Annotated in this window: 21 protein-coding genes and 5 tRNA genes; 24 read left to right on the top strand and 2 right to left on the bottom strand. The window is 55.3% G+C overall.

The window, feature by feature from the left end:
- The first annotated feature begins 22 nt into the window (after positions 1-22).
- A complete protein-coding gene (locus tag CFB04_RS09570) occupies positions 23-2,425 on the top strand; it encodes a site-specific DNA-methyltransferase (protein WP_088535058.1) in 2,403 nt (800 codons plus the stop codon).
- Positions 2,422-5,028 carry a DEAD/DEAH box helicase gene (locus tag CFB04_RS09565; RefSeq protein ID WP_088535057.1) on the top strand — a complete coding sequence of 869 codons (2,607 nt, stop codon included), beginning with the start codon at positions 2,422-2,424 and terminating at the stop codon, positions 5,026-5,028. The genes CFB04_RS09570 and CFB04_RS09565 overlap by 4 nt, the downstream gene beginning before the upstream one ends.
- Positions 5,029-5,039: 11 nt before the next feature.
- On the opposite strand, the gene CFB04_RS18225 is transcribed toward CFB04_RS09565, so the two are convergent.
- Positions 5,040-5,189, bottom strand: coding sequence for a type II toxin-antitoxin system RelE/ParE family toxin (locus CFB04_RS18225; RefSeq protein ID WP_197692504.1), 150 nt, complete (start codon positions 5,187-5,189; stop codon positions 5,040-5,042).
- Between the two features lie 321 nt (positions 5,190-5,510).
- Here CFB04_RS18225 and CFB04_RS09555 point away from each other — a divergent pair, with 321 nt between their 5' ends.
- Both CFB04_RS09555 and CFB04_RS09550 read left to right on the top strand, forming a co-directional pair.
- Positions 5,511-5,792, top strand: a complete 282-nt coding sequence (locus CFB04_RS09555) for a DUF6516 family protein (protein WP_088535056.1) — start codon at positions 5,511-5,513, stop codon at positions 5,790-5,792.
- A 1-nt stretch (position 5,793) separates the two neighbouring features.
- A complete protein-coding gene (locus CFB04_RS09550) occupies positions 5,794-6,135 on the top strand; it encodes a transcriptional regulator (protein ID WP_088535055.1) in 342 nt (113 codons plus the stop codon).
- 42 nt (positions 6,136-6,177) lie between these two features.
- Here CFB04_RS09550 and CFB04_RS09545 read toward each other — a convergent pair whose 3' ends face one another.
- Positions 6,178-6,549, bottom strand: coding sequence for a hypothetical protein (locus CFB04_RS09545; protein WP_088535054.1), 372 nt, complete (start codon positions 6,547-6,549; stop codon positions 6,178-6,180).
- Positions 6,550-6,678: 129 nt separating this feature from the next.
- On the opposite strand from CFB04_RS09545, the gene truA reads away from it, so the two are divergent.
- The 20 genes from truA (at position 6,679) to rpoC (ending at position 25,479) form a co-directional block, all read left to right on the top strand.
- Positions 6,679-7,440 carry a tRNA pseudouridine(38-40) synthase TruA gene (gene truA / locus CFB04_RS09540; protein ID WP_088536766.1) on the top strand — a complete coding sequence of 254 codons (762 nt, stop codon included), beginning with the start codon at positions 6,679-6,681 and terminating at the stop codon, positions 7,438-7,440.
- 63 nt (positions 7,441-7,503) lie between these two features.
- Complete coding sequence (gene rplM / locus CFB04_RS09535) at positions 7,504-7,932, top strand: 50S ribosomal protein L13 (RefSeq protein ID WP_088535053.1); 429 nt, start codon at positions 7,504-7,506, stop codon at positions 7,930-7,932.
- A gap of 33 nt (positions 7,933-7,965) precedes the next feature.
- Positions 7,966-8,358 (top strand): 30S ribosomal protein S9, encoded by a 393-nt coding sequence (rpsI, locus tag CFB04_RS09530; RefSeq protein WP_088535052.1) that lies wholly within the window; start codon positions 7,966-7,968, stop codon positions 8,356-8,358.
- A gap of 249 nt (positions 8,359-8,607) precedes the next feature.
- Complete coding sequence (gene argC, locus CFB04_RS09525) at positions 8,608-9,648, top strand: N-acetyl-gamma-glutamyl-phosphate reductase (RefSeq protein ID WP_088535051.1); 1,041 nt, start codon at positions 8,608-8,610, stop codon at positions 9,646-9,648.
- Between the two features lie 144 nt (positions 9,649-9,792).
- A complete protein-coding gene (locus tag CFB04_RS09520; protein ID WP_088536765.1) occupies positions 9,793-11,649 on the top strand; it encodes a YgiQ family radical SAM protein in 1,857 nt (618 codons plus the stop codon).
- A 91-nt stretch (positions 11,650-11,740) separates the two neighbouring features.
- A tRNA-Thr gene (locus tag CFB04_RS09515) sits at positions 11,741-11,816 on the top strand.
- A 46-nt stretch (positions 11,817-11,862) separates the two neighbouring features.
- Positions 11,863-11,948: transfer RNA gene (locus CFB04_RS09510), tRNA-Tyr, on the top strand.
- 111 nt (positions 11,949-12,059) lie between these two features.
- A tRNA-Gly gene (locus CFB04_RS09505) sits at positions 12,060-12,136 on the top strand.
- A 12-nt stretch (positions 12,137-12,148) separates the two neighbouring features.
- Positions 12,149-12,224: transfer RNA gene (locus CFB04_RS09500), tRNA-Thr, on the top strand.
- 72 nt (positions 12,225-12,296) lie between these two features.
- On the top strand, positions 12,297-13,487 hold the full coding sequence (tuf, locus tag CFB04_RS09495; protein WP_088535050.1) for an elongation factor Tu: 1,191 nt from the start codon (positions 12,297-12,299) through the stop codon (positions 13,485-13,487).
- 71 nt (positions 13,488-13,558) lie between these two features.
- On the top strand, positions 13,559-13,708 hold the full coding sequence (rpmG, locus tag CFB04_RS09490; protein WP_088535049.1) for a 50S ribosomal protein L33: 150 nt from the start codon (positions 13,559-13,561) through the stop codon (positions 13,706-13,708).
- Positions 13,709-13,745: 37 nt separating this feature from the next.
- A tRNA-Trp gene (locus CFB04_RS09485) sits at positions 13,746-13,822 on the top strand.
- A gap of 32 nt (positions 13,823-13,854) precedes the next feature.
- A complete protein-coding gene (gene secE / locus CFB04_RS09480; protein ID WP_088535048.1) occupies positions 13,855-14,040 on the top strand; it encodes a preprotein translocase subunit SecE in 186 nt (61 codons plus the stop codon).
- An 11-nt stretch (positions 14,041-14,051) separates the two neighbouring features.
- Positions 14,052-14,579: a transcription termination/antitermination protein NusG gene (nusG, locus tag CFB04_RS09475; protein WP_088535047.1), complete on the top strand. Its 528-nt coding sequence runs from the start codon at positions 14,052-14,054 to the stop codon at positions 14,577-14,579.
- A gap of 76 nt (positions 14,580-14,655) precedes the next feature.
- Positions 14,656-15,078 carry a 50S ribosomal protein L11 gene (gene rplK / locus CFB04_RS09470; RefSeq protein ID WP_088535046.1) on the top strand — a complete coding sequence of 141 codons (423 nt, stop codon included), beginning with the start codon at positions 14,656-14,658 and terminating at the stop codon, positions 15,076-15,078.
- A gap of 20 nt (positions 15,079-15,098) precedes the next feature.
- Positions 15,099-15,800 carry a 50S ribosomal protein L1 gene (rplA, locus tag CFB04_RS09465; RefSeq protein WP_088535045.1) on the top strand — a complete coding sequence of 234 codons (702 nt, stop codon included), beginning with the start codon at positions 15,099-15,101 and terminating at the stop codon, positions 15,798-15,800.
- Between the two features lie 217 nt (positions 15,801-16,017).
- Complete coding sequence (gene rplJ / locus CFB04_RS09460; protein ID WP_088535044.1) at positions 16,018-16,542, top strand: 50S ribosomal protein L10; 525 nt, start codon at positions 16,018-16,020, stop codon at positions 16,540-16,542.
- Positions 16,543-16,600: 58 nt separating this feature from the next.
- Complete coding sequence (gene rplL / locus CFB04_RS09455; RefSeq protein WP_088535043.1) at positions 16,601-16,984, top strand: 50S ribosomal protein L7/L12; 384 nt, start codon at positions 16,601-16,603, stop codon at positions 16,982-16,984.
- A gap of 159 nt (positions 16,985-17,143) precedes the next feature.
- Positions 17,144-21,256, top strand: a complete 4,113-nt coding sequence (rpoB, locus tag CFB04_RS09450; RefSeq protein WP_088535042.1) for a DNA-directed RNA polymerase subunit beta — start codon at positions 17,144-17,146, stop codon at positions 21,254-21,256.
- 80 nt (positions 21,257-21,336) lie between these two features.
- Complete coding sequence (gene rpoC, locus CFB04_RS09445) at positions 21,337-25,479, top strand: DNA-directed RNA polymerase subunit beta' (RefSeq protein WP_088535041.1); 4,143 nt, start codon at positions 21,337-21,339, stop codon at positions 25,477-25,479.
- The last annotated feature ends 52 nt before the right edge of the window (positions 25,480-25,531 follow it).

Genomic DNA, 25,531 nt, shown 5'->3' with positions numbered 1-25,531 from the left:
GTCGTGGAAAGAACCGGAAAAGATGACCAATCTCAATAACGACGACCGAAATGAACTGATACGCTTGCTGCAGGCCGGGCAGCAGATACCTGCGCACTGGCGGGGGAAGCTGTTCCCTGGGGGGGAGCAGAGCGTCGAGGTAGGCAAGGAGTACCGGCTGGAATACGCCGGGAAGATGAAGCGGGAGCAGGTGCTGGCGGAGACGCCTGCGGCACCGTGGCAACTGGTGCGCCGCTTTGCCGAAGACAGGCCACATGGCGATGGCTGGCGGAATCTGCTTGTGTGGGGGGATAACCTGCTGGCTTTGCGCGAACTGTTAGCCGATCAGCAGGGGGCTAACCGTTTTGGCACTCGCGACAAGATTAAACTTATATACATAGATCCTCCCTTTGCTACGAAACAGGACTTTATGAAGGACAAGGAGAAGGCTTATCGAGATAAGGTTCTCGGGGCACAGTTCATCGAGTTTCTGCGCCGTCGTCTCATTTTGCTCCGCGATCTTTTAGCCGATGACGGTAGTATTTATCTTCATCTGGATGTAAAAAAGATCCACTACATGAAGGCTATCATGGATGAAGTCTTCGGAGAGTATAACTTTAAAAATGAAATTATCTGGAAGAGGACATCTGCTCATAGTGACTCAAAAACGTATGCAAATGTCCATGACACCATCCTGTTTTATACTAAATCAGATTCCAATGTATTCTCGGCTCAGTACAGCCAGTATTCACACGTACATCTAAAAGAACGATATAAGCATGTTGACAAAGATGGTCGTAGATTTACTGATGGTGACCTCGTCGGAGCTGGGCTGAAAGGTGGTGGATATGATTATGAGTGGAAGAAAATAAGAAAAATTTGGCGTTGTCCGTTTGAAACGATGCAGCGCTATGAGTTAGAAGATCGCCTCTACTACACAAAAAATGGTGTGCCTCGAATTAAACGCTATCTTGATGAGGTACAAGGCCAGCCCGTCCAGGATCTTTGGCTGGACATATTCCCTGTAAACTCACAGGCGGCAGAACGAGCGAACTACCCTACCCAAAAACCAGAAAAGTTGCTTGAACGAATAATAAAAACCTCTTCAAAAGAAGGCGACATTGTCATTGACTGCTTTGCAGGCAGCGGTTCTACGCCGGTGGTTGCAGAAAAGCTCGGGCGTCGATGGATAGCCTTTGACTGCGGTAAACTAGCCATTTACACAATACAGAAACGGCTATTTACTCTAACCAGTAACATCGGATCAGCCAAAGCAGACGAACGTCTTGTTACTGGACGTATTTCGGACTGGAACGACCACCTTAAAAGCCACCCCGGCCTCCTCCTCATCACTGAGAAAGCGAAAAATGGAGAATGCAACGTAACGCTGGATCTGCTAGCTGACCTGGCTGAGATTGTTTCCAAGCACGACCTCCTGAAGAAGGGAACGCCTTTCGCAATTGCCTGCCCTGAAACCAATCTCTGTATTTCTCCCGACAGACTTGACGACGTAGGCCCGGACGACGGCCCCGGCGAAAAGAGCGTCACCGTGGACGGGCGTGAGTTCCGCATTTCGTTGGTCGCTCCGAAGGAGAAGCCCGAGAAGGAAAAAACGCTGCCGCCGAAGGAGTTTGCCTTGTATCGCGCGGGGCTGTACGACATGGAGTCGCTGCGCGGGATGCCGTGGCAGGAGTACCGCCCCTTCGTCCTAAAGCTGTTCGGCGTGCGTGAGGAAGTTCATAGCCGTTACGGCCTGGAGCTTGATGGTTACATCGGTACCCATTCCGCTCTGGTCTGGAACTACCCGGATCACCCCACCCTGACCCTCGATTACGGCTACGTGGATAATCTCCAGCAGATCCTGCGCGGCAGGAAGGGGGAACGGTTCTATGTGATAGCGCCGACTGTTGCCATGGACTTTGCCGAGGACGAGATTGAGCGCGTGGGTGCGGTGTATGTCTTTCTCAAGGTGCCTATCTCGGTCATTCTCCGCCTGATTCAGCAGCGGGAGCCGGGTGCTCTCAAGCAGCCGATGCGTGAGGCGGATGTGAATGAGGTCATTGACGCTATCGGCTTTGATTTCATTTCACAGCCGGTGGTGAAGTACAAACCGCATGCGAAGCGCCGTGGACTGCTCCCCGAGCTGGTCGTGGATGTGAGCGAATTCCGCTCGAAGACTCTGACTACCGATCCTGAGGATTTCGCTAACTTTGAAACTTTTTCCATGGCTATGATCGATCTCAACTACGATGGTGATGTCTTCAGGCTGGACCGGGTATTTTGGGGCGAGGATCTGCTGAAGGCGGCAGGGGGGCTGGAAAAAGCAAAGGCTTTGGAAATTCGCATCCCTGAAGAGGAGTTCAAGGGGGAGAAGATGATGGTAATTCTCTGCGACCGCTACGGCAACGAAAAGACCCTGGTATTCGGCAAGGCGGATTTTCAATGAGCGTTCAATTCCGCATCACTGACCAAATCCTTCGGGTGGATGATGCAAGCGATGCCACCGAAGGGCTGGTACACAAATACGATGCTTTTCTCAATCTGCTTCATACCGGCAACTACGCCTTTCTACGTGACGCTGCCCGCACGGCAATCCGCTTTCTCATCTCACCAAAATATCCAGATCTGGAGCGACTGGCCCGGGAAAACTGGCAGAATAACCAAACACTGGCTGCGCGCCACGACAACAGTATTGACGCCTTTCTGGCAAAAATGCCTTTGCGTGACCGAAAGGCAGCGACGCTGGATATCGCGACCGGTGGGGGTAAAAGCTTCCTCATGTACGGCATTGCCGCCATTGCACTGGCCGAAGGGCTGGTGGACCGGGTACTGGTACTGTGCCCGTCACTGACCATTGAGGATGGGTTGCTGGAAAAATTCAATCGGCTGGCTGGTGATCCTCGACTGGCGGAGGTCATGAAGGAACTCGGGGCACTGATTTCCATTCCAGGGATCAAGCGGGGGAATGAGACCATTCAGCCCGGTGATATTTGCATTGAAAACATTCATGCGGTTTACGGCAACGCCGGCTCTTCCATATCCGACAGCTTCAGGGGGAACGGGGAACGGACCCTGGTGCTGAACGACGAGGCGCACCACCTGTTCAGCCCTGATGACAGCGACGAGTCATCCATGAAGAAGTGGTTGCTCTTCCTTAAAGGCGCTGGATATGATTTCCGCTATATGCTTCATGTCACCGGTACCGCCTATGTCGGTAACGATTATTTTCCTGATGTGATTTATCGCTTTGGCCTGAAGCAGGCCGTGGAAGCCAAGGTTGTCAAGAAGCCTGATTACGTTCAGGAAGAGACATATAAGAAGCAGAGCTGGGACAAGATCCACACGGTTCACATGGGAAACGTGAAGGAATATGGCACGAAGGTCCGCCCGATATCCATTGTCGTCACCAAGGATATTGCGGAGTGCGTCGAGCAATGGAAGCAGCTGGTGGATTTCCTGGTGAAGAAGGAGAAGATCAGCCGCGCTGATGCGGAGCAAAAGGCAATCTGGGTCACCTCGGGCATTCCTACAGCCAAGGCAGCAAAGGCCCGAGTGGAAGCGGCGTATTGTCCACGGGACAGCAAGGATTCGCCCGACAAACGACGCAAGGAGAACATTGCTGCCCTGAAGGGTGTGGATGATCCCTCTAGTCCGGTGGAATGGATCGTTTCCGTCAGCATGCTTACCGAGGGATGGGATGTAAAGAACGTCTTTCAAGTTGTTCCCCATGATTCCCGTGCATTCGGTTCGAAGCTCCTGATTGCACAGGTGCTGGGGCGCGGGCTGCGGGTCCCGCCAAATTTGGATACGCGTCCGTTGTTAAAGGTGACGAACCACGAAGCTTGGTCGGCGGAGATAGCTAACCTGTTGAGAGATGTGCTGGAGGTGGAGAATACGCTTTCCTGGGGCTACGACAGCAGGCGCGATGAGTACGTGTTCCCCCTCCACAACCTGAGTTACGAGCTGGTGGATAAGACTGTGGAGACGAAGAAACAGAAGGCGACGGAGATTATACTGACGCTGAAGCCCCAGAGTCGCAAGAGCACAGAGTATTCCACCTTCTCCGAAAGCGGCAAGTTGGCTATTGAACTGCTGCATGAGGACGTTCACGAGATCGAGTATGCAGTCTGCATGCTGCATGATTTCATAGCCGACAAGGACAGGAAGCTTGGGGAGAAGTGGCCGAAAAGCAGGATCAGGAAACTGATTACTGGTGCACTCCGGTCAGGTGGGTACGATGATACGTTTTTGAGTCGTGAAAATCTGTCGCTGGTGCAGCAGGCTTTTGGGCCGCTGTTCCGGGATGTTGACCGTGAGCATCCGCGGAAAGCCAATGTGGCAAAGGCGCTGATGACGATCGACTATCGTGAATCCATGCGACAGTCCTTTTCGGAAGGGCGGATCAAGGAGAACGGGGCGGTCTACCATGTTGATGGCGACACAAAACCTTTCGACAAGGATGAGGCCTACCTGTGGAAACAGTACTGCAAGTGGGCGGAAATGGTTGAAGCATTTGGTGACGAGACACCGGAGAATATCAAGGAGATAGTCAAACGGCTGCATCAGGTGGATGCCGCAAAATTCAAGACGCCGGTCAATGTGCTCTACGCCAGCCATGAACCTGAACGCAGGTTCAGTGATCTGCTGTTTGAAAGAAGTGACCTGATCGGCTCGTTTATCAAATCGCCTGACCGAGGCTGTTACTCATTCCCCTATTCCTACAAGCCTGCCAAAACCGGCAAGACCCATGCGAGGAATGAGTTCTTCAATCCTGACTTCTTTATCCGGCTCAAGGCGTGCCATGATGTACTAGTGGTGGAGATCAAGCAGGATGGCGATGACAATAACCGCAACAGAGCCAAGTTTCGAGACGGCAAGGCTCACTTCGAGCGGCTGAATGCGGCGCTGACCGAGGCGGGCGAGCCGTGGCGGTATCACTTCTATTTCCTTTCCCCCCAGGATTACACCGGCTTCTTCGACAAGATAGCTGATGGTGGGTATGAAGGCTGGAAATCTTCTTTGATGCAGGACTTATCAAGCCTGACTTGACTTCGTTGAACTTACCGATACCTCCCGCCGATGCCTACCTTCACCACCCAGACCGTGAGCGCATCATCCTCGATGGAATACATGATCCGATAATGCCCTTGCCTGATGCGGTAGACATCGAGTCCGCCAAGCTTCTCGCTCCCCGGAGGGCCGTGGCGCACTGAATCGATCCGCTCCAGTACCTTTACGATCTCCTTTTTTCGGAAGTGTCTCGATCTCCTTGGCTGCCGACTTCTTCAGGAAGTCCTTATATCCTTCCATTCTTCTTCAGTTCCTTGCCGAACTCCTCGTATGAGACCCATGGTTATTTGGCACGTTCCCAATATGCCGAAAGATTGCTTCGAATTCGGCGAGGGCGTATCGCACCGTATCGTTTACTAGGTCGGATATGGTGAGCTAGAGGGCCGCACCCTTTTTACAAGTTGGTGAGTCTCCTGTTGTAAATATTGACAACGCACCATGCTGTTGGTATTGTTTCCAACATGAAAGCCGAATTGCTGCTCAACGAGCGCCACATCGTTTCAGAAGCCGCGTTTGTGGAGATGGTTGTCTGGCGCCTTCCTTCGCCTCTTTCCGGGAGTCATCACAATTTCAAGTGTCGTCTCGCCCTCGTTGTTGACGGCCGGTGCGTGGTGCGTTACGACAATGAGGCGGGGAAGGGCGACCACAAGCACCTAGGCGGGGAGGAGGCTTCATATGCTTTCACTACATCTCAGGCGCTGCTCGACGATTTCTGGAGAGATGTGGACAATTGGAGGTTCTGATATGCGTACGGTAACGCTGGAAATCGCTTCACGGGAAAAAAGCAGCCGAAGGTTTTTGCAAGCGTTCAAGGGGGAAGCGCAGGGGGAGTTTATCAGTTTCGATTCGCCTGAGCTCCTTTTCAAGGTAATTTCAGGCAAACGTTGGCAGCTGCTCAAGGTTATGACGGGGGCAGGCCCCATGACGATACGTGAGGCTGCCCGCCGGATGGAGAGAGATGTGAAGGCGGTGCATGGCGATGTTCAGGTACTCCTTAAAGCCGGAATTTTGCAGAAAACCGAGAATGGCCTCCTCGTCTTTCCCTTCGACGCCGTGCATGTGGATTTCATGCTGAGAGCAGCGTGAGTGCCGCTCTCCCAATAAAAACCAGGACTTCCCTCAGAGGAACTACCCCTTACCACCCAGCCTCTCGCACAGCTCACTGAATGCCTTCGCGTCAACCTTGAGTTCCACCGGTTTCCCGTTGTCCTGAAACCCTATTGTGACGAGGCCGCCGACGATTTCGTGCTCCATCTCTGCGAAAAGCACGGCCTTCGGATCAATGAGCAGGTTTCCGGAGCGGATGAAGCCTTTTCGTTCAAGATCTGCTGCCATCTGTTCCTGCTCGGTCTTCTTCACTTTCTTGAAGAGCTGCTTGCGAATTGCGGCTCCGTCGAACCAGATGTCCATGAGGCGTGTGTCGTCAGTGACGAGGGGATTCTCCGCGGGGGTGGTGAGTTGGACGGCGGCGATGCGATCGGTGTTGATATAGCGCGTCATGGTTCCTCCTTTGCAGGATGAGATGAATGTGCGTGAGCCGTTTATGTAGACTTTCCGGGAGATAATTGCAATGCCTTTCCAGTTCGCCCTGCTTGGATTCCGGTGGCGATGCTGCTATACTCCCCGCCCATGCGAACCATCAAGCTGATCCTTGAATATGATGGCACCAACTACGTCGGATGGCAGCTGCAGCCGAATGGCCTATCGATCCAGCAGGTGGTGGAGGAGGCCCTGGAGCGGCTCCTCGGGGAGCAGGTGAGGGTCTATTCCTCGGGGCGCACTGACGCGGGTGTCCACGCGAAGGGGATGGTGGCCGTATTCCGGACGCAGCGAAACCTTCCCCTCCGGGCATTCACCTACGGGCTGAACAACCTGCTCCCCTGCGATATAAAGGTTCAAGGCTCTGCGGAGGTGGACGCGGATTTCAATCCCCGTGCCGATGCGAAAGGTAAGCATTATCGGTATACTATAGTGAACGCTCCTCACCGCTCCCCGTTGAGTCGCCTGTACGCCTGGCAGCTCAAGGCGCCCCTTGATCTGGACCTGATGCGGGAAGCGGCGGTTCATTTCGTAGGGGAGCGTGATTTCTGTGCGTTCCGGGCGTCCGGGTGCAGTGCCCGGACCACTGTTCGCACGATCTATTCGGTGGAGGTCGTACGGAGTGGTGAATTCATTCACATCGACGTTTTCGGCTCAGGCTTTCTGCGCAACATGGTTCGAATCATGGCGGGCACCCTGGCTGAGATCGGGCAGGGGAAGATGCCGCCGGATGTTGTTGCGGCACTGCTCACGGGGCAGGCACGGGTGAATGCTGGCATGACTGCGCCACCCCAGGGGCTGTGTCTCATGGAAGTATTTTATGGTTCTGAATTTTTCCTTGACAACATCTGAGGCGTCAACTATAGTTCATCCCTTCTGTACGGTTTTTGATACTTTACCAGTTGTGAGGGTTCGATGAAGACTCAAGTTGCTAAAAAAACTGAAGTGGTTCGGGATTGGTATCTGGTTGACGCGGAGAATCAGGTTCTCGGCAGGATCGCCACCGAGATCGCAAACGTGCTTCGCGGCAAGAACAAGGCCACCTACACCCCCAGCGTGGATACCGGCGACTTCGTCATTGTCGTCAACGCCGAGAAAATCGCTCTCACCGGCAGCAAGTTGAGCGACAAGGTCTATTACAGCCACTCCGGTTTCCCCGGCGGGATCAAGTCGATTACGGCCGGCAAGCTTCTCGACAAGAAGCCGGAAGAGCTGATCCGCAAGGCAGTGAAGGGGATGCTCCCCAAGAACAAGCTCGCACGTCACATGCTGAGCAAGCTCAAAGTGTACAGCGGCGGCGCTCACCCGCACAAGGCGCAGCAGCCCAAAGCTCTCAACATCTAATAGATCGATACTTCATTCAGGAGAATAGAGACAATGGCAGCAACCAGCTTCTACGGCACAGGCAAAAGGAAATCCTCCATAGCAAGGGTCTGGCTCAAGCCGGGCACCGGTTCCATCACCGTCAACAGCAAGAGTCTCGACGATTACTTCGGCCGCGAGACCTCCAAGATGGTCGTCCGCCAGCCTCTTGAACTGACCGAGAATGTCGGTAAGTTTGACATTTACGTCACTGTCCGGGGTGGAGGGGATTCGGGTCAGGCCGGCGCCATCAAGCATGGTATCACCAAGGCTCTTCTCGAAGTCGATGCTGCCCTGCGCGGTACTCTGAAAAAAGCCGGGTTTATCACCCGGGACTCGCGCATCAAGGAGCGTAAGAAGTACGGGAAAAAATCAGCCCGCGCCAGCTTCCAGTTCTCCAAGCGTTAATCTGCCGGATATGCTGCATGTACAGGAGGGGAGGAGTCCGCATGGATTCCTCCCTTTTCTTGTACTCGAGACGCGACCTTCCCGCCATCTCGCCGCCGTCCTCGGCTATCCCTTTTGTGCGGCGTAGCGCTGCTACGCCTCCGCTGGGCCAGCCTGCGGGTGCGACGATCTGACGGAAATCTCGCGTCCCTTTCTGGTCGGTACATCCCATATCATGGATGCAAAACTGCCAAAAACCGGAGGACAGTTATGCTCAAAGTTGCCATTGTCGGCGCCAGCGGTTACACGGGAATCGAGCTGGTCCGTATCCTTCATGGTCACCCGGAGGTGGCGGTAACATGCATCACTTCGGAACAGAGTGCCGGGAAGCGGTTGTCCGATATATTCCCCTCGGTCCGGGACCGGTATGATCATGTGCTGGAAAACCTGGAGCCGGTCAGGATTGCGGAGAAAGCCGATCTGGTTTTCACTGCTCTCCCCCACAAAGCAGCGATGGAGGTGGTGCCCACCTTTCTCCGGCTCAAGAAGAAGGTTGTGGACCTCTCTGCCGACTATCGGCTGAAGAGCGCAGAGGAATATGCGGCGTGGTACGAGCCGCACCTGAACCCTGAGCTGCTCGACAAGTCGGTATATGGCCTTCCGGAACTTTACCGTGCCCAGATTGCTAAGGCAAAGCTGGTAGCCAACCCGGGGTGCTACCCGACTAGTATCATCCTTGGCCTCGCTCCGCTTTTGAAGAATGGGATTATCGATCTTTGCAGCATAGTTGCCGACAGCGCCTCCGGTGTCTCCGGCGCAGGGCGTGGGGCAAAGGTAGACAACCTCTACTGCGAAGTGAATGACGGGTACAAGGCATATGGGGTCGGAGGTCTTCACCGGCACATTCCGGAGATTGAGCAGGAGTTGGGGAATTTGGCGGGAACCGGGCTCCGTGTTACATTCACACCGCACCTGGTTCCGATGGATCGAGGAATCCTATCGACCATCTATTGCCAACCGCGTAATACTGTCAGCTCCGGGAAGCTGGTGTCGCTCTATCGCGAGTTCTACGAAGGGGAGGCCTTCGTACGCATCCTCCCTGAGGGAAGCTTCCCCTCTACCGCTTTCGTTCGCGGGGCCAATTTCTGCGATATCGGTCTTGCAGTAGACCGGCGTACGGGACGGATCATCGTTGTCTCGGCTATCGATAACCTCGTCAAGGGGGCGTCGGGGCAGGCAGTGCAGAATATGAACGTTATGTGCGGCTTCCCCGAGAATATGGGACTGGAAGGGCTTGCACTGTTTCCCTGAAGCCAATGATCTTCCACGGAGACGCAGAAAGACCGAGAGGGCTTAGCGTGATGCACTTTGTACTATCCGGATCTACATAGATGGGGTTTAAAGCAGTTGAGCCTGCTACCGGTCTTTCTCTGAGTCTCTGTGGCCAACTTCCAAATGTTCTTACCAATCACTAAAGAAGAAGCACTCAAGCGGGGATGGGATGAGCTCGACGTCATCTTCGTAACCGGCGATGCATATATCGACCATCCGGCATTCGGCGTTCCCCTCCTTGCCCGCTGGCTCGAATCGCACGGGTTCCGTGTCGGGGTCATCCCTCAGCCCGACTGGCGAAGTGTTGACGCGTTCATGGTTCTCGGGCGCCCGAGGCTCTTCTTTGCCGTTTCGGCGGGGGCCATGGACTCGATGGTGGCGCACTATACCCCTGCCCGCAAACTTCGCCACGACGATGCCTATACCCCCGGCAACCGCCACGGCGCGCGCCCCAATCGGGCCTGCATCGTCTACACGTCGCGTCTAAAAGAAGCGTGGCGTGACGTCCCGGTGGTAATCGGTGGCATCGAGGCATCCCTTCGCCGTTTCGCTCATTACGACTTCTGGGAAGACAAGGTCAGGAGATCGATTCTTTTTGATTCCAAAGCGGATCTTCTCGTCTATGGGATGGGGGAGCGGCCCCTTCTTGAGCTGGCTGAGAGGGTGAGGGAGGGAGAGCCGTTCAGGGATATCGCCGGGGTCAGGGGGACTGCACGGATTCAGAAAGAGTTTGTGGAATCTGACGATGAGCCGGTGGTACATCTTCCTTCGTTCGAGGAGGTCTCAGCGGATCGGCGAAAATTCGCAGATGCCTTCATCCTTGTTTCCCATGAAATGAATCCGCACTGCGCGCGATCTCTCGTGCAGCGGCACGGCGACCGCTGTCTTGTGAGCAACCCTCCGGCGCTTCCTCTGGAAACTACGGAGATGGACGCGCTCTACAATCTTCCATTCACGAAAAAACCTCATCCATCGTATAGAGAGCCTATTCCGGCATGGGAGCAGATAAGGAACTCGATCACCACCCATCGGGGGTGCTGCGGCGGCTGTGCCTTCTGCGCTATAGCTCAGCACCAGGGGACTGCGATCCAGTCCAGAAGTGAGGATTCGGTTCTGTGCGAGGTGAAGCGTCTGACGGAGTCGGAGTGGTTCCGTGGGAGCGTCAGCGACCTTGGCGGTCCGACCGCCAACATGTACGGCATGGAGAGCGGAAGTCTGGCGTCCTGCCGGACCTGCCGGAGAGGGAGTTGTCTTGCTCCGTCTCCCTGTCCTCACCTCAAGGCCGGGGATGTGAAGGGAGCACGGCTTCTTCGACGGGCGCGTGGACTCACCGGAGTAAAGCATATTGCCGTATCCTCGGGAATCAGATACGACCTGCTCGATAAGCAGCCGGCTTATTTTGGCGAACTGCTTGCGCATCATGTGGGTGGGCTTCTCAAGGTAGCCCCGGAACATCTTGTGGACGGGGTGACGGCGCTTATGCGGAAACCTGGCCGCGCCCGCTTCGAAAGTTTTCTCTCCCGCTTCAGGGCTGAGAGCGAACGGCTCGGAAGAAGGCAGCACGTTATCCCCTACATGATGTCGGGTCATCCGGGTTGCACCCTCGGAGACATGGTGGAGCTTGCACTGCTTCTCGGGAGGTATCGCCTCCGGGTGGAGCAGGTGCAGGATTTTACGCCTACTCCCGGTACGCTTTCGACCTGCATGTACTACACTGGCATCGATCCCTTCTCCGGCAACAAACTGCACGTGGCGCGGACGGACAGGGAAAAGCGGCTGCAAAAGTCACTTCTACTTTGCCATCTTGCGGAAGAGCGACGGCATGTTCTGGAAGCGCTTCGTGTCTGCGGCCGGGAAGATGCTGCGCCCCTGCTTCTCGGAGGTAACGAGCGCGATGGGAGGATTGCTGGAGCAGGGGGAGCTGAGGCTGCTGTCGCAGTCGGCAGAGGGAAAAGAAAAATTCCGGCAAAAAAACGTTGACAGCGTCGGATCATTTCTGTATAGGTAATGCTTCTGTTTTCTGGACCGGTTTGCTTGACGTTCTTTGTACATCGTGTATAGGTTAAGTTGCGCTGGCGTAGCTCAATTGGTAGAGCAGCTGACTTGTAATCAGCAGGTTGCGGGTTCGAGTCCCATCGCCAGCTCCAGTTGAACGTTCGGCGCTATGCCGGGCTAGAAGCGGCTTCTTCGTCTGGAGGGATTCCCGAGTGGCCAAAGGGAACAGACTGTAAATCTGTCGTCGGACGACTTCGGAGGTTCGAATCCTCCTCCCTCCACCATACAAACTGCAGAAGGCGCGGGTACGATCGGCCACCCAGGAGACGAGAGTCGCCGGTACTGGGAGTTGGCGGGTCTGACGTCTTCACAAAACTTCATATACCTGGAACTAGGCGGGAGTAGCTCAGTTGGCTAGAGCATCAGCCTTCCAAGCTGAGGGTCGCGGGTTCGAGTCCCGTTTCCCGCTCCAAATTCCAATCGTGCCCACATAGCTCAGGAGGTAGAGCACTTCCTTGGTAAGGAAGAGGTCTCCGGTTCGAGTCCGGATGTGGGCTCCATTTTTTTCAGCCATAAGGGGATTGTTGCCCCATACTTTAAACGCAAAAAGGATAAATCCGGAGGGTTCCGACATGGCCAAGGCAAAATTTGAGAGAACGAAACCGCATGTAAACATAGGGACGATTGGTCACGTTGACCATGGGAAGACGACCCTTACCGCAGCCATCACGAAAGTGCTTGCCGGCAAGGGGCAGGCTGAATTCAAGGCGTTCGACCAGATCGACAACGCCCCTGAAGAGCGTGAGCGCGGGATCACCATCGCCACCGCCCATGTCGAGTACGAGACCGACAAGCGTCACTATGCCCATGTGGACTGCCCCGGCCATGCCGACTACGTGAAGAACATGATCACCGGAGCCGCGCAGATGGACGGCGCCATTCTGGTCGTCTCCGCAGCCGACGGTCCGATGCCGCAGACCCGGGAGCATATCCTGCTTGCCCGTCAGGTTGGCGTTCCCTACATCGTAGTCTTCCTCAACAAGGCCGACATGGTCGACGATGCCGAGCTCCTCGAACTGGTAGAGCTCGAAATTCGGGAGCTCCTCTCCTCCTACGACTTCCCGGGTGATGATATCCCCATCATCAAGGGTTCCGCCCTCCAGGCACTGAACGGCGAGCAGGGCGAGCTGGCCGAGCCGGCGATCATGCAGCTCATGGACGCGGTGGACAGTTACATTCCCGAGCCGCAGCGCGCCATCGACAAGCCGTTCCTTATGCCGGTCGAGGACGTATTCTCCATCTCCGGGCGTGGTACTGTTGCCACTGGCCGCGTCGAGAGAGGTATCGTCAAGGTAGGCGAAGAGGTAGAGATCGTCGGAATGAAGGCGACAACCAAGACAACCGTCACCGGTGTCGAAATGTTCCGCAAGCTCCTCGACGAAGGTCGTGCGGGCGACAACATCGGCGCACTTCTGCGTGGCGTCAAGCGTGAGGACATCGAGCGCGGTCAGGTGCTTTCCAAGCCCGGCTCCATCACCCCGCACACCAAGTTCAAGGCCGAAGCCTATGTACTCACCAAGGAAGAGGGTGGCCGCCACACTCCGTTCTTCAACGGATACCGTCCGCAGTTCTACTTCCGCACCACCGACGTGACGGGTATTGTCGAGCTGCCTGCGGGGACCGAGATGGTAATGCCCGGCGACAACATCGCTGTCACCATCAATCTGATCACCCCGATCGCAATGGACGAAGGACTTCGTTTCGCGATCCGCGAAGGTGGCCGTACCGTCGGCGCCGGAGTGGTCAGCGCCATCATCGAGTAATTCTGTCATTTAATGCGGAGGGCGGTCATGACGATGCGCCCTCCGTTATCCGCTAAATAAGGACGACGGCAATGAGAGACATCATCACCCTTGCCTGCACCGAGTGCAAGCAGAGAAATTATACGACTACAAAGAACAAGAAAAACACTCCGCAGAAGCTTGAGTTCAAGAAGTACTGCCGCTTCTGTCGCACCCATACGCCTCACAAGGAAACGAAATAGCCGATTGGGCCGCGCTCTCTGTGCGGCTATTGTCTGCAGGCCAGTAGCTCTAACGGCTAGAGCGCCGGTCTCCAAAACCGGATGTTGGGGGTTCGAATCCCTCCTGGCCTGCCATTTTTATTATACAAACCTTAGTGGAGCTGACCGTGCTGGCTAAAACGAAGAGCTTTCTCGAAGAAGTCAAGGTCGAGCTGGGCAAGGTTACCTGGCCGACACGCAAGGAAACAATAGCGACCGCATGGGTCGTAGTTGTCATCGTCGTGTTGATTTCCCTTTACCTTGGGTTCTGCGACGTGATTCTAGCCAAGACTATGCGGCTCATACTGGGGTAAGGAACGAGTTTATGGCATTGAAATGGTACGGTGTCCACACCTATTCCGGGTTCGAGAACAAGGTCAAGCTCTCTCTGCAGGAGCGGATCAAGAACCTTGGGCTTCAGGAGTCCTTCGGAGAGATACTTATACCTTCCGAAACGGTGGTGGAGCTGAAAAAAGGAGAGAAGCGCACATCATCGCGCAAATTCTTTCCAGGCTATATCCTCGTCAATATGGAGCTGAACGACGAAACGTGGCATGTGGTGAAGGAGACCTCAAAAGTTACAGGTTTCGTCGGTGGTAACAGCCCGGTCGCCATACCCGACGAGGAGGTGCAGAAAATTACCCGCCGCATAGAAGAGGGTGCCGAGAAACCTCGTCCTAAAGTGCTCTTCGAAGTGGGTGAGACCGTCAGGGTAATCGATGGCCCCTTCCTCAACTTCTCCGGCGTGGTCGAAGATGTTAAGCCCGACAAGGCGAAGCTGCGCGTGATGGTCAGCATATTCGGCAGGGCTACTCCCGTTGAGCTGGAATTCATGCAGGTAGAAAAGCAATAGGCAGGAAAAACGCCCCGCCCGCCTCAGGGTCGCCGGGGCCCCCCGCCTTCAGGAAACAGATAAAAGGAGCAGATACATGGCGAAGAAGATCACTGGTTACATAAAACTGCAGATCCCGGCGGGGAAAGCCAATCCATCCCCCCCCATCGGCCCTGCCCTCGGTCAGCACGGCGTTAACATCATGGAATTCTGCAAGGCGTTCAACGCGAAGACCCAGGCCGATGAGGGAACGATCATCCCGGTGGTCATCACCGTGTACGCCGACCGCTCGTTCAGCTTCATCACGAAGACGCCCCCGGTGCCTATTCTTATCAAGAAGGCTATCGGAATCGAGAGTGGGTCCGCGGTTCCGAATAAGAACAAAGTCGGAAAGCTGACAAAGGACCAGGTCCGGGAGATCGCGACGAAGAAGATGCCGGATCTCAATGCAGCCAGCCTCGAAGCCGCCATGCGCACCGTCGAAGGAACCGCCCGCAGTATGGGTGTTGAGATAGTTTAAGATCAAGAGAGGGTGAAGAAATGCCTAAGACTGCGAAGAAGAAAACAGAATCCCTTGCAAAAGTCGACCGCGCCCGGGCCTATACGTTGAGCGAAGCCATAGACCTGGTCAAGTCCGCTTCGTTTGCCAAATTCGATGAGACCGTCGATGTTGCCGTCCGCCTGGGTGTCGACCCGCGCCACGCAGATCAGATGGTCCGCGGGGCAGTTGTGCTCCCCAACGGCCTTGGAAAGGATGTTCGCGTACTTGTTTTCGCCAAGGGCGAGAAGGAGAAGGAAGCACGCGAAGCCGGCGCCGATTACGTAGGGGGGGACGATCTCGTTGCGAAGATCCAGGAGGGATGGTTCGAGTTCGATACCGCCATCGCCACCCCGGACATGATGGGGGTCGTCGGAAAGATAGGCAAGCTCCTTGGTCCCCGTGGCCTTATGCCTAACCCGAAAGTCGGAACGGTTACCTTCGATGTGGGTCGCGCGGTAAAGGAGTCGAAATCCGGCAAGGTTGAGTTTCGCGTAGAGAAGGCAGGTATCGTTCATGCTCCTGTGGGGAAAGTGTCCTTCGACGGCACCAAGCTCCAGGAGAACATCATCGCTCTCGTCGATGCGCTGATGAAGGCGAAGCCTGCTGCTGCCAAGGGAACTTACGTCAAGAAGATTTCCCTCTCCTCCACCATGGGGCCTGGGGTACGGCTTGATACCACAGAGGTTGCCGCACAGCTGTAAAAGTTTCATAGGCCTTATAGGACCAATGCGACCTAGAGGACTATTTATAATTTTGCCAAAGTCACAGACAGCAGGCGCAGCAGCAATGGAGCTGCTGCTTAATTGAGAATCCGAAGCCTGCCGAGACTGCGGTTGTCGATGGAAAGTAGTTGTTCCTGAAGCTCCCTGACTTTGGCGGGGTCATCGACCCTCATACCAAAAGAAAGGAGGATGGCGCATGAACAAGGAAGGCAAACAACAGGTCGTCGCCGAAATGCACGAGAAGCTGCAGCGTGCACAGGCAGTGTTTCTCGCAGATTTCCGCGGAATGACTGTTGGCAAGGCCACCGAACTCAGGAACGAACTGCGCAAAGCAGACGTCGAGTACAAGGTTGTAAAGAATACCCTGCTCGAACTCGCTTCCCGCGACACCGACAAGGCAGGACTGGCAGATCATTTCGCCGGCCCTACAGCCATTGCACTTAGCTACACCGATCCTGTAGCCGCTGCCAAGGTACTGTCGCGCTTTGCCAAGGAGCCGAACTCGACGCTCAAGCTGAAAGCAGCAGTGCTTTCGGGCAAGTCGATGAGCGTGAGCGATGTCCAGGCCCTGGCCGAGCTCCCGAGCCGTGAGGTACTCGTCGCGAAGCTTCTCGGGACCATGCAGGCCCCGATCGCCAGCTTTGTCGGAGTGCTTGCTGCGGTGCCGGGCGGCTTCGTCCGCGCGCTTGCTGCTGTAAGAGACCAAAAAGAAGGCAAATAAAGAAAAATCCCCCAACGGGGTAAACTTAACAGAATCAGCGACTATGGAGGAACATCAAATGGCTGACATCACCAAAGCAGACGTAATCAAATTCATCGAGAACATGACCGTTCTTGAACTTTCCGAAATGATCAAGGAGCTCGAAGACAAGTTCGGTGTTTCTGCTGCCGCTCCTGTGGCGGTCGCCGCCGCTGCCGGTCCTGCTGCTGCTGCAGAGCCTGCTGAAGAGAAGACCGAGTTCGACATCATCCTCAAGTCCGCCGGTGCCAACAAGATCGGCGTCATCAAAGTTGTCCGCGCTCTCACCAGCCTGGGCCTCAAAGAAGCCAAGGATCTCGTGGACGGCGCTCCGCAGCCTGTAAAGACCGGCGTTTCCAAGCAGGAAGCCGAAGACGCCAAGAAACAGCTGGTTGAGGCCGGCGCAGAAGTTGACATTAAATAACCGTCGACAACTTGTCCCAATGCTAGCCAAGGCCGCCTGGTGTGCGGCCTTGGCTGTTCTATTTTAGTAGTTGGCGCCTTCCACTGCCTGCCTGCATCGTAGTTTCGCAACAATCCAAGTGGTTCGGATGTCGCTCCGGCATTCACCAAAGGAGAAAATATGGCTTATTCAATTGCGAATAACCCCCTTTTGCGCAAGAACTTCGCCAAGATAAAGAAGATCATCGATATCCCCAACCTGATCGACATTCAGAAGAATTCATACAAGAGATTTCTCCAGATTGACATACCCGCGGAAGCCAGAAAGAACAGCGGCCTGGAGGCCGTTTTCAAGAGCGTTTTCCCCATTAGGGACTTCAGCGAGACCGCGTCCCTTGAGTACGTTTCCTACGCCCTCGGAACCCCGAAATACGATGTGGAGGAGTGCCATCAGCGTGGCATGACCTTCGCTGCGCCCATGAAGGTACGGGTCAGGCTTGTCGTCTGGGACCTGAACAAGGAAACAGGTGCCAAGTCGATCCGCGACATCAAGGAGCAGGAAGTCTATTTCGGCGAGATCCCGCTGATGACGGAGAACGGTACGTTCATAATCAACGGCACCGAGAGGGTTATCGTCAGTCAGCTCCATCGCTCTCCCGGCGTCTTCTACGACCATGACAAGGGTAAAACGCACTCCAGCGGCAAGGTCCTCTACTCCGCCAGGGTCATCCCCTACCGCGGTTCCTGGCTCGATTTCGAATTCGATCACAAGGATATCCTATATGTGCGCATCGATCGCCGCCGCAAAATGCCGGCGACCGTTCTGCTGAAAGCGTTGGGTTACTCCGCTGAAGAGCTGCTTAACTACTTCTACAAGAGCGAGGAGATTTTCTTCGATGGCGACCGGATGGTGAAGACCGCCGATCCGGAACTCCTCACCAATCAGAAGGCGGCCATAGACATTACCGACCCGCAGACGGGTGAAGTGCTCGTGAAGGCCAACCGGAAATTCACGAAGGCCGCTATCAGGAAGATGGAAGAGCACAATATAAAGCAGATACCGATAACGGCCGAGGACGTCCTCGGGCGCTTTTCCTGCCACGATATCGTCGACCCCTCCACCGGCGAGGTTATCGTCGAGTGCAATGAGGAGATCACGCAGGTCAAGCTTGAAGAGATAAAAACCCGTGGAATAAATTCGTTCAAGCTTCTGTTCATAGACAACCTGCATGCGACCTCGTCGTTCCGCGACACGATTCTCATCGACAAGATCGGCACAACCGATGATGCCCTGATCGAAATATACCGCAGACTGCGTCCCGGCGATCCGCCAACTATCAAAAGCGCCGTTGCCCTTTTCGGAAACCTCTTTTTTAATCCGGAAAGGTACGACCTCTCGGCTGTCGGTCGCCTGAAGCTGAACCACAAGCTCGGGCTCTCAACCCCTCTCGACACCCAGACCCTGACGCGAGAGGACGTGCTCGAGGTGGTCAGGTACCTGATCGACCTCAAGAACGGCAAAGGGAACATCGACGATATCGACCACCTGGGCAATCGCCGGGTGCGCGCCGTCGGCGAACTCCTGGAAAACCAGTACCGCATAGGCCTTGTACGCATGGAGCGAGCGATCAAGGAGCGCATGAGCCTTCAGGAAGTGGAAAACCTCATGCCTCACGACCTGATCAACTCGAAGCCTGTTTCTGCTGTGGTGAAGGAGTTCTTCGGATCCTCGCAGCTTTCCCAGTTCATGGACCAGACAAACCCGCTCTCCGAAGTAACACACAAGCGGCGTCTTTCAGCCCTTGGACCGGGCGGTCTTACCCGGGAGCGTGCAGGTTTCGAAGTCCGCGACGTTCATCCGACCCATTACGGTCGAGTTTGCCCAATCGAGACTCCGGAAGGGCCGAACATTGGTCTCATAGCCTCGCTCTCCACCTATGCTAGGATCAATGAGCACGGGTTCGTGGAGACCCCGTATCGGATCGTAAAAGAGGGGAAGGTCACCAACGAAGTTCGCTTCTTCTCGGCTCTTGAGGAGGAGGGGCACGCCATCGCTCAGGCAAATGCCGAAATGGACAAGGACGGAAAGTTCTCTAACGAGTACATTTCCGCCCGTCGTTCCGGAGAGTTCGTACTGGTTCACCGCGATGAACTTGAGCTGATGGACGTGGCACCGATGCAGCTTGTATCTGTAGCTGCCTCCCTTATTCCGTTCCTGGAGAACGACGACGCCAACCGCGCACTCATGGGCTCAAACATGCAGCGACAGGCAGTGCCGCTGCTGCGGGCTGACAGTCCCCTCGTCGGTACCGGCATGGAACGCGTAGTGGCCCGCGATTCAGGAGTTTCCGTAGTAGCTCGCCACAATGGTGTTGTTGAGTCGGTTGATGCTTCCCGCATCGTCGTAAAGATAGACGAGGACGAATACGACGAGACCGGCACCGGCGTTGATATCTACAACCTGATCAAGTTTGCCCGCTCCAACCAGAACACATGCATCAACCAGCGGCCGGTAGTGAAGGTCGGGGACCATGTGAAGCGGAGCGACATCATAGCAGACGGCCCCTCCACCGACATGGGAGAACTCGCCCTCGGCCAGAATGTGCTCGTTGCCTTCATGCCTTGGGGCGGCTACAACTTCGAGGACTCAATTCTAATTTCAGAAAAGCTGGTCAAGGATGACCGCTATACCTCGATCCACATCGAGGAATTTGAATGCGTAGCTCGCGATACAAAACTCGGCAAGGAGGAAATCACCTCCGACATACCCAATCTGGGTGAGGAAACCCTCAAGGACCTCGACGAATCGGGTATCATCAGGATTGGCGCCGAAGTGAAGCCCGGCGACATCCTCGTTGGTAAGATTACACCAAAGGGAGAGACCCAGCTGTCGCCGGAAGAGAAACTTCTCCGCGCTATCTTCGGGGAGAAGGCAGGTGATGTACGTGATACCTCCCTGCGGGTTCCACCCGGTGTCGAAGGAACCATCATCGGCGCCAAGATCTTTTCCCGCAAGGGTGCCGACAAGGACACCCGTACGGAAATCATCGAACGGGCCGAAGAGGAGAAGCTTCGCAAGGACGAGCAGGACGAGATCCGCATCATCCGAGACTCCGCCATTGGAAAACTGAAGAAGCTTCTGGTAGGAAAGACCGCGGCGGTGAGTCTTGAAGGAAGGGACGGCAAGGTCCTGATAGCAAAAGGGAAGGTAATTGCCGACGAAGCCCTTAACGCAGTCCCGATGGACCGGTGGGACGAGATTTCGCTGGTCGACGGGGAAGGAGTCGACGAGAAGGTGGCGATGGTGCTCAGTACCCTCCACCAGCAGATCGACATAATCAAATACGTCTTTGATGACAAAATACAGAAGCTCAAGCGTGGGGACGACCTACCTCCTGGCGTCATCAAAATGGTAAAGGTCTACATTGCCATCAAGCGCAAGCTCCAGGTGGGTGACAAGATGGCGGGTCGCCACGGAAACAAGGGTGTCGTTTCCCGCATCCTGCCGGAAGAGGACATGCCGTACATGGAGGATGGGCGGCCTGTCGAGATCGTCCTCAACCCGCTTGGCGTTCCTTCCCGTATGAACGTGGGCCAGATTCTGGAAACGCATCTGGGATGGGCCGCCAAGGGGATCGGCTGGAAGATCGAGGAGATGCTAGAGAAGAATTCTCCTGCGGCCAATATGAAAAAGTACCTGAAAGAAGTGTACAATGACAAGGAGATGAGCCGCTTCATCGATACCCTTGAGGAGGATGAGCTCCAGAAAGTCGCCAAGCGATTGAAACGTGGTGTGCCTATGGCATCTCCGGTATTCGAAGGCGCGTCCGAAGACGGCATCCAGGACATGCTGGGGAAAGCCGGATTCGAGGCCACGGGGCAGGTGACCCTATTCGACGGCAAGACTGGCGATCCTTTCAAGCACAAGGTAACCGTCGGGGTCATGTACGTTCTCAAGCTCCACCACCTTGTCGATGACAAGATCCACGCGCGCTCCATCGGCCCCTACAGTCTCGTCACGCAGCAGCCGCTTGGTGGCAAGGCCCAGTTCGGGGGACAACGTCTCGGTGAGATGGAGGTGTGGGCAATGGAAGCGTACGGCGCTGCATATGCTCTCCAGGAATTCCTCACGGTCAAATCGGACGACGTGGCGGGGCGCACACGGATGTACGAGGCTATCGTGAAAGGGAAGCACACTCTTGAGCCGGGCCTCCCCGAGTCGTTCAACGTCCTCATCAAGGAACTCCAGTCCCTCTGTCTGGATGTGGAGCTCCTTGAGAACGACGAAGACTGAAAAAACACTCATGGGTCCTATACGACCTATAGGACCCATGCTTTTGAACTAGCAACTCCTAGCAAAGGGAGGAAACGATTTTGGAAGATATCTTCAACTTTTTCGACAAGCCGAAAGATCCGCTCCATTTTTCTTCTATCAAGATATCCATCTCCTCACCGGAGAAGATCCGTGAACGTTCATTCGGTGAGGTGAAAAAACCGGAAACCATTAACTACCGGACATTCAAGCCGGAGCGCGACGGGCTTTTCTGCGCTAAAATCTTCGGGCCTACCAAAGACTACGAGTGCAACTGCGGCAAGTACAAGCGGATGAAGCATCGTGGTATCGTATGCGAGAAATGCGGCGTCGAGGTTATTCCCTCGAAGGTGCGACGGGAGCGTCTGGGGCATATCGATCTGGCGACCCCTGTCGCCCACATCTGGTTCCTCAAGTCCCTGCCCTCGCGCATAGGAAATCTTCTCGATATGACTCTCAAGGATCTAGAGCGCGTCCTCTACTTCGAGGCGTACGCAGTAACTGATCCTAAAAATACGGGCATGACCCTAGCCGAGACTCTCACCGAGGACCAGTACCTGAAGGCGAAGGAGGAGCACGGGGAGCAGGGTTTCGAAGCCGGAATGGGAGCAGCTGCGGTTCGCGACTGCATGAAGGCTCTTGACCTGGACAAACTGGCCGAGCAGCTTCGCATTGAAATGATGGAGGCTACCAGCGAAGCGAAGCGGAAGAAGACCGCAAAACGCCTTAAGGTTGTCGAGGCGTTCAAAGCTTCCGGGAACAAGCCGGAGTGGATGATTCTGGAGTGCATCCCGGTTCTCCCTCCCGAACTGCGTCCTTTGGTTCCTCTGGATGGCGGACGATTCGCCACCTCCGACCTTAACGACCTGTACCGCCGAGTCATCAACCGGAATAACCGTCTCAAGCGACTCATGGAGCTGCAGGCTCCCGAGGTGATTATCCGGAACGAGAAGCGGATGCTCCAGGAAGCGGTTGACGCCCTCTTTGACAACGGCCGTCGCGGCAGGGCCATCGCAGGACCCAACAAGCGTCCCCTCAAGTCCCTTTCCGACATGCTCAAGGGGAAATCGGGCCGCTTCCGCCAGAACCTTCTCGGAAAGCGTGTCGACTACTCGGGCCGTTCCGTTATCGTTGTCGGTCCGGAACTACGTCTCCACCAGTGCGGTCTGCCGAAGAAGATGGCCCTCGAACTCTTCAAGCCGTTTATCTACAACAAGCTTGAAGAGCGCGGCTTCGTCACCACTATCAAGAGCGCAAAAAAGATGGTGGAGAAAGAACGCCCCGAGGTGTGGGACGTCCTCGAAGAGGTCATCAAGGAACACCCGGTTATGCTCAACCGAGCTCCTACCCTGCACAGGCTTGGCATCCAGGCCTTCGAGCCGGTTCTGATAGAAGGGAAGGCAATCCAGCTCCATCCCCTCGTCTGTACAGCGTTCAACGCCGACTTCGACGGCGACCAGATGGCCGTCCATCTCCCACTCTCCATCGAGAGCCAGGTTGAGGCGCGGGTTCTCATGATGAGCACCAACAACATCCTCTCCCCGGCCAATGGAAAGCCGATCATCGTTCCGTCGCAGGACATGGTTCTTGGCATCTACTACATGACCCGGGACAAATACTTTGCTCTCGGGGAAGGGAAGATCTTCGCATCTCCTGAAGAAGTTCGGATCGCATTCGACGCGGGAGAGATCGATATGCAGGCTCGTATCAAGGTGAGGATGAAGAACCTCCCCACCGACGAGCTACCGCAGATCATGGAAACCACTACAGGCCGGATACTGCTCCGCGAGATTCTTCCTGCTGCAGTTCCGTTCAGCACGATCAACCGGGTAATGACGAAGAAGGAGCTGACCAACCTGGTGGACGTCTGTTACCGACTTGCCGGAAACAAGGAGACAGTCATCCTGGCTGACAAGCTCAAGGAGACCGGCTTCCGTTACTCCACGCTTGCAGGCATCTCCATCAGCATCAACGATATGGTGATTCCCGAAGGGAAACCGGCCATCATAGAGGCGGCCTCGGAAGAGGTGAAGGAGATCCAGAACCAGTATACCGAAGGACTCATAACAGATGGCGAGCGCTACAACAAAGTAATCGACATCTGGGCGAAAGCAACCGAAGAGATTGCTCGGGAGATGCTCGACAACCTATCCCGCGACACTGTCTCATCACCGGACGGCAAGGAAGTGAAGGTTCCGTCCTTCAACGCCATACACATGATGGCCGATTCGGGGTCCAGGGGCTCGGCGCAGCAGATCCGCCAGTTGGCCGGGATGAGGGGTCTCATGGCGAAGCCGTCAGGTGAGATCATTGAAACTCCGATCACCGCAAACTTCCGTGAGGGGCTGACAGTTCTCCAGTACTTCATTTCTACCCACGGTGCCCGTAAAGGTCTTGCCGACACGGCGCTCAAAACTGCAAATTCCGGTTACCTGACAAGGCGTCTCGTCGATGTTGCCCAGGACGCAATCATTACCGAGGACGACTGCGGTACGCTCGACGGGCTTACTGTTTCAGCGCTCACCGAAGGTGGTGAAATAATCGAACACATCGGTGACCGAATTCTTGGCCGTGTTGCTCTCGACGATGTCCTTGATCCGGTCACGGGAGAGGTCCTCGTCCCATCGAACCTGGAGATCGACGAGACCCTCGTGAAGCGGATAGAGGATGCCGGACTTGAAAGAGTCAAAATCCGCTCGGTTCTCACCTGCCAGAGTCGGCGCGGCATCTGCGCCAAGTGCTATGGCCGCGACCTCGCACGCGGACATCTGGTGAATCTAGGTGAGGCGGTTGGTGTCATCGCTGCCCAGTCAATCGGGGAGCCGGGCACCCAGCTGACGATGCGTACGTTCCACATCGGTGGTACTGCTTCACGTCGCGCCGAGCAAACTTCTCTGGAGGCCCGCAACGAAGGGCGCGTGAAGTTCATCAATATCAATTCCGTCGTCAACATCGATGGGCATCACATAGTAATGAACAGAAACGGTGAAGTGGCGGTGGTGGACGAAACCGGAAGAGAGCGGGAGCGCTACGGCATCGTCTACGGGGCCAAAATCAAGGTTCAGCCCGATGGCGTCATCAAGCCTGGCGAGACGCTGGCCGAGTGGGATCCGTACACCATGCCGATTCTCACCGAGGTCTCCGGTAAGATCAAGTTCGGAGACATCATCGAGTCTGTTACGATGGAAGAGCAGGTGGACGAAGTCACCGGGCTTTCCCGTAAGGTCATCATTGAATCCCGCGACCCTGACAAGCGTCCGCGCATCACAATCAAGGATGATTCCGGAAAAACCGTCAAGATCAGCGAGAGCATGATGGGGCGCTATTTCCTCCCTGTCGGAGCGAATATCTCGGTCCAGGATGACTCCTTTGTCAATGCAGGCGACGTCATAGCGAAGATCCCCCGAGAGACAACAAAGACCAAGGACATCACCGGCGGTCTACCGAGGGTAGCCGAACTGTTCGAGGCACGTAAACCGAAAGATTACGCCGTCATTTCCGAGATCGACGGTGTTGTCTCCTTCGGGAAGGATGCCAAAGGGAAGCGGAAGGTGATCGTCAAGCCGGAACTTGGTGAGGAGAAGGAATACCTGATCCCGAAAGGGAAGCACATCAGCGTTCACGAGGGAGATCACATACGTGCGGGTGAGGCCCTCATGGACGGTTCTTCCAACCCCCACGACATCCTACGGGTTCTAGGGCAGAAGGACCTTGCCAAGTACCTGGTGGACGAGGTTCAGGAGGTTTACCGGTTACAGGGTGTCAAGATCAATGACAAGCACATTGAGACCATTGTGCGTCAGATGCTGCGCCGGGTTCGAATCAAGGATGTGGGTGATACAAGCTTCCTAATCGACGACCAGCTTGAGCGGTACGTGTTCGAGGATGAGAACGAAAGGGTTTTTGCGAAGGGTGGACGCCCTGCCATTGCGGAGCCGCTTCTCCTCGGGATTACCAAAGCGTCTCTCTCTACCGAGTCCTTCATCTCGGCCGCGTCTTTCCAAGAGACGACAAAGGTCTTGACACAGGCAGCCATCGAAGGTAAGGTTGACAGCCTTCGCGGCCTGAAGGAAAATGTAATAATGGGCAGGTTGATTCCTGCCGGAACAGGGCTTTCACGATACCGTAATCTGAAGCTTCAGGTTGAGGAGCCGGAACTGCCTGTAGTTGCTGAAGAAACCGAAGAAGAAGTAGTCGCTGTTTAAGGATATAAATAAGGGGGAGGTTCGCCTCCCCCAAAAAATGTGAAAAAAACCT

The sequence above is a fragment of the Geobacter sp. DSM 9736 genome, from assembly GCF_900187405.1.
In the GTDB taxonomy this organism is placed as follows: domain Bacteria; phylum Desulfobacterota; class Desulfuromonadia; order Geobacterales; family Geobacteraceae; genus DSM-9736.
Note: the sequence above shows the minus strand (reverse complement) of the source record. Positions and strands in the feature narration are given on the sequence as shown.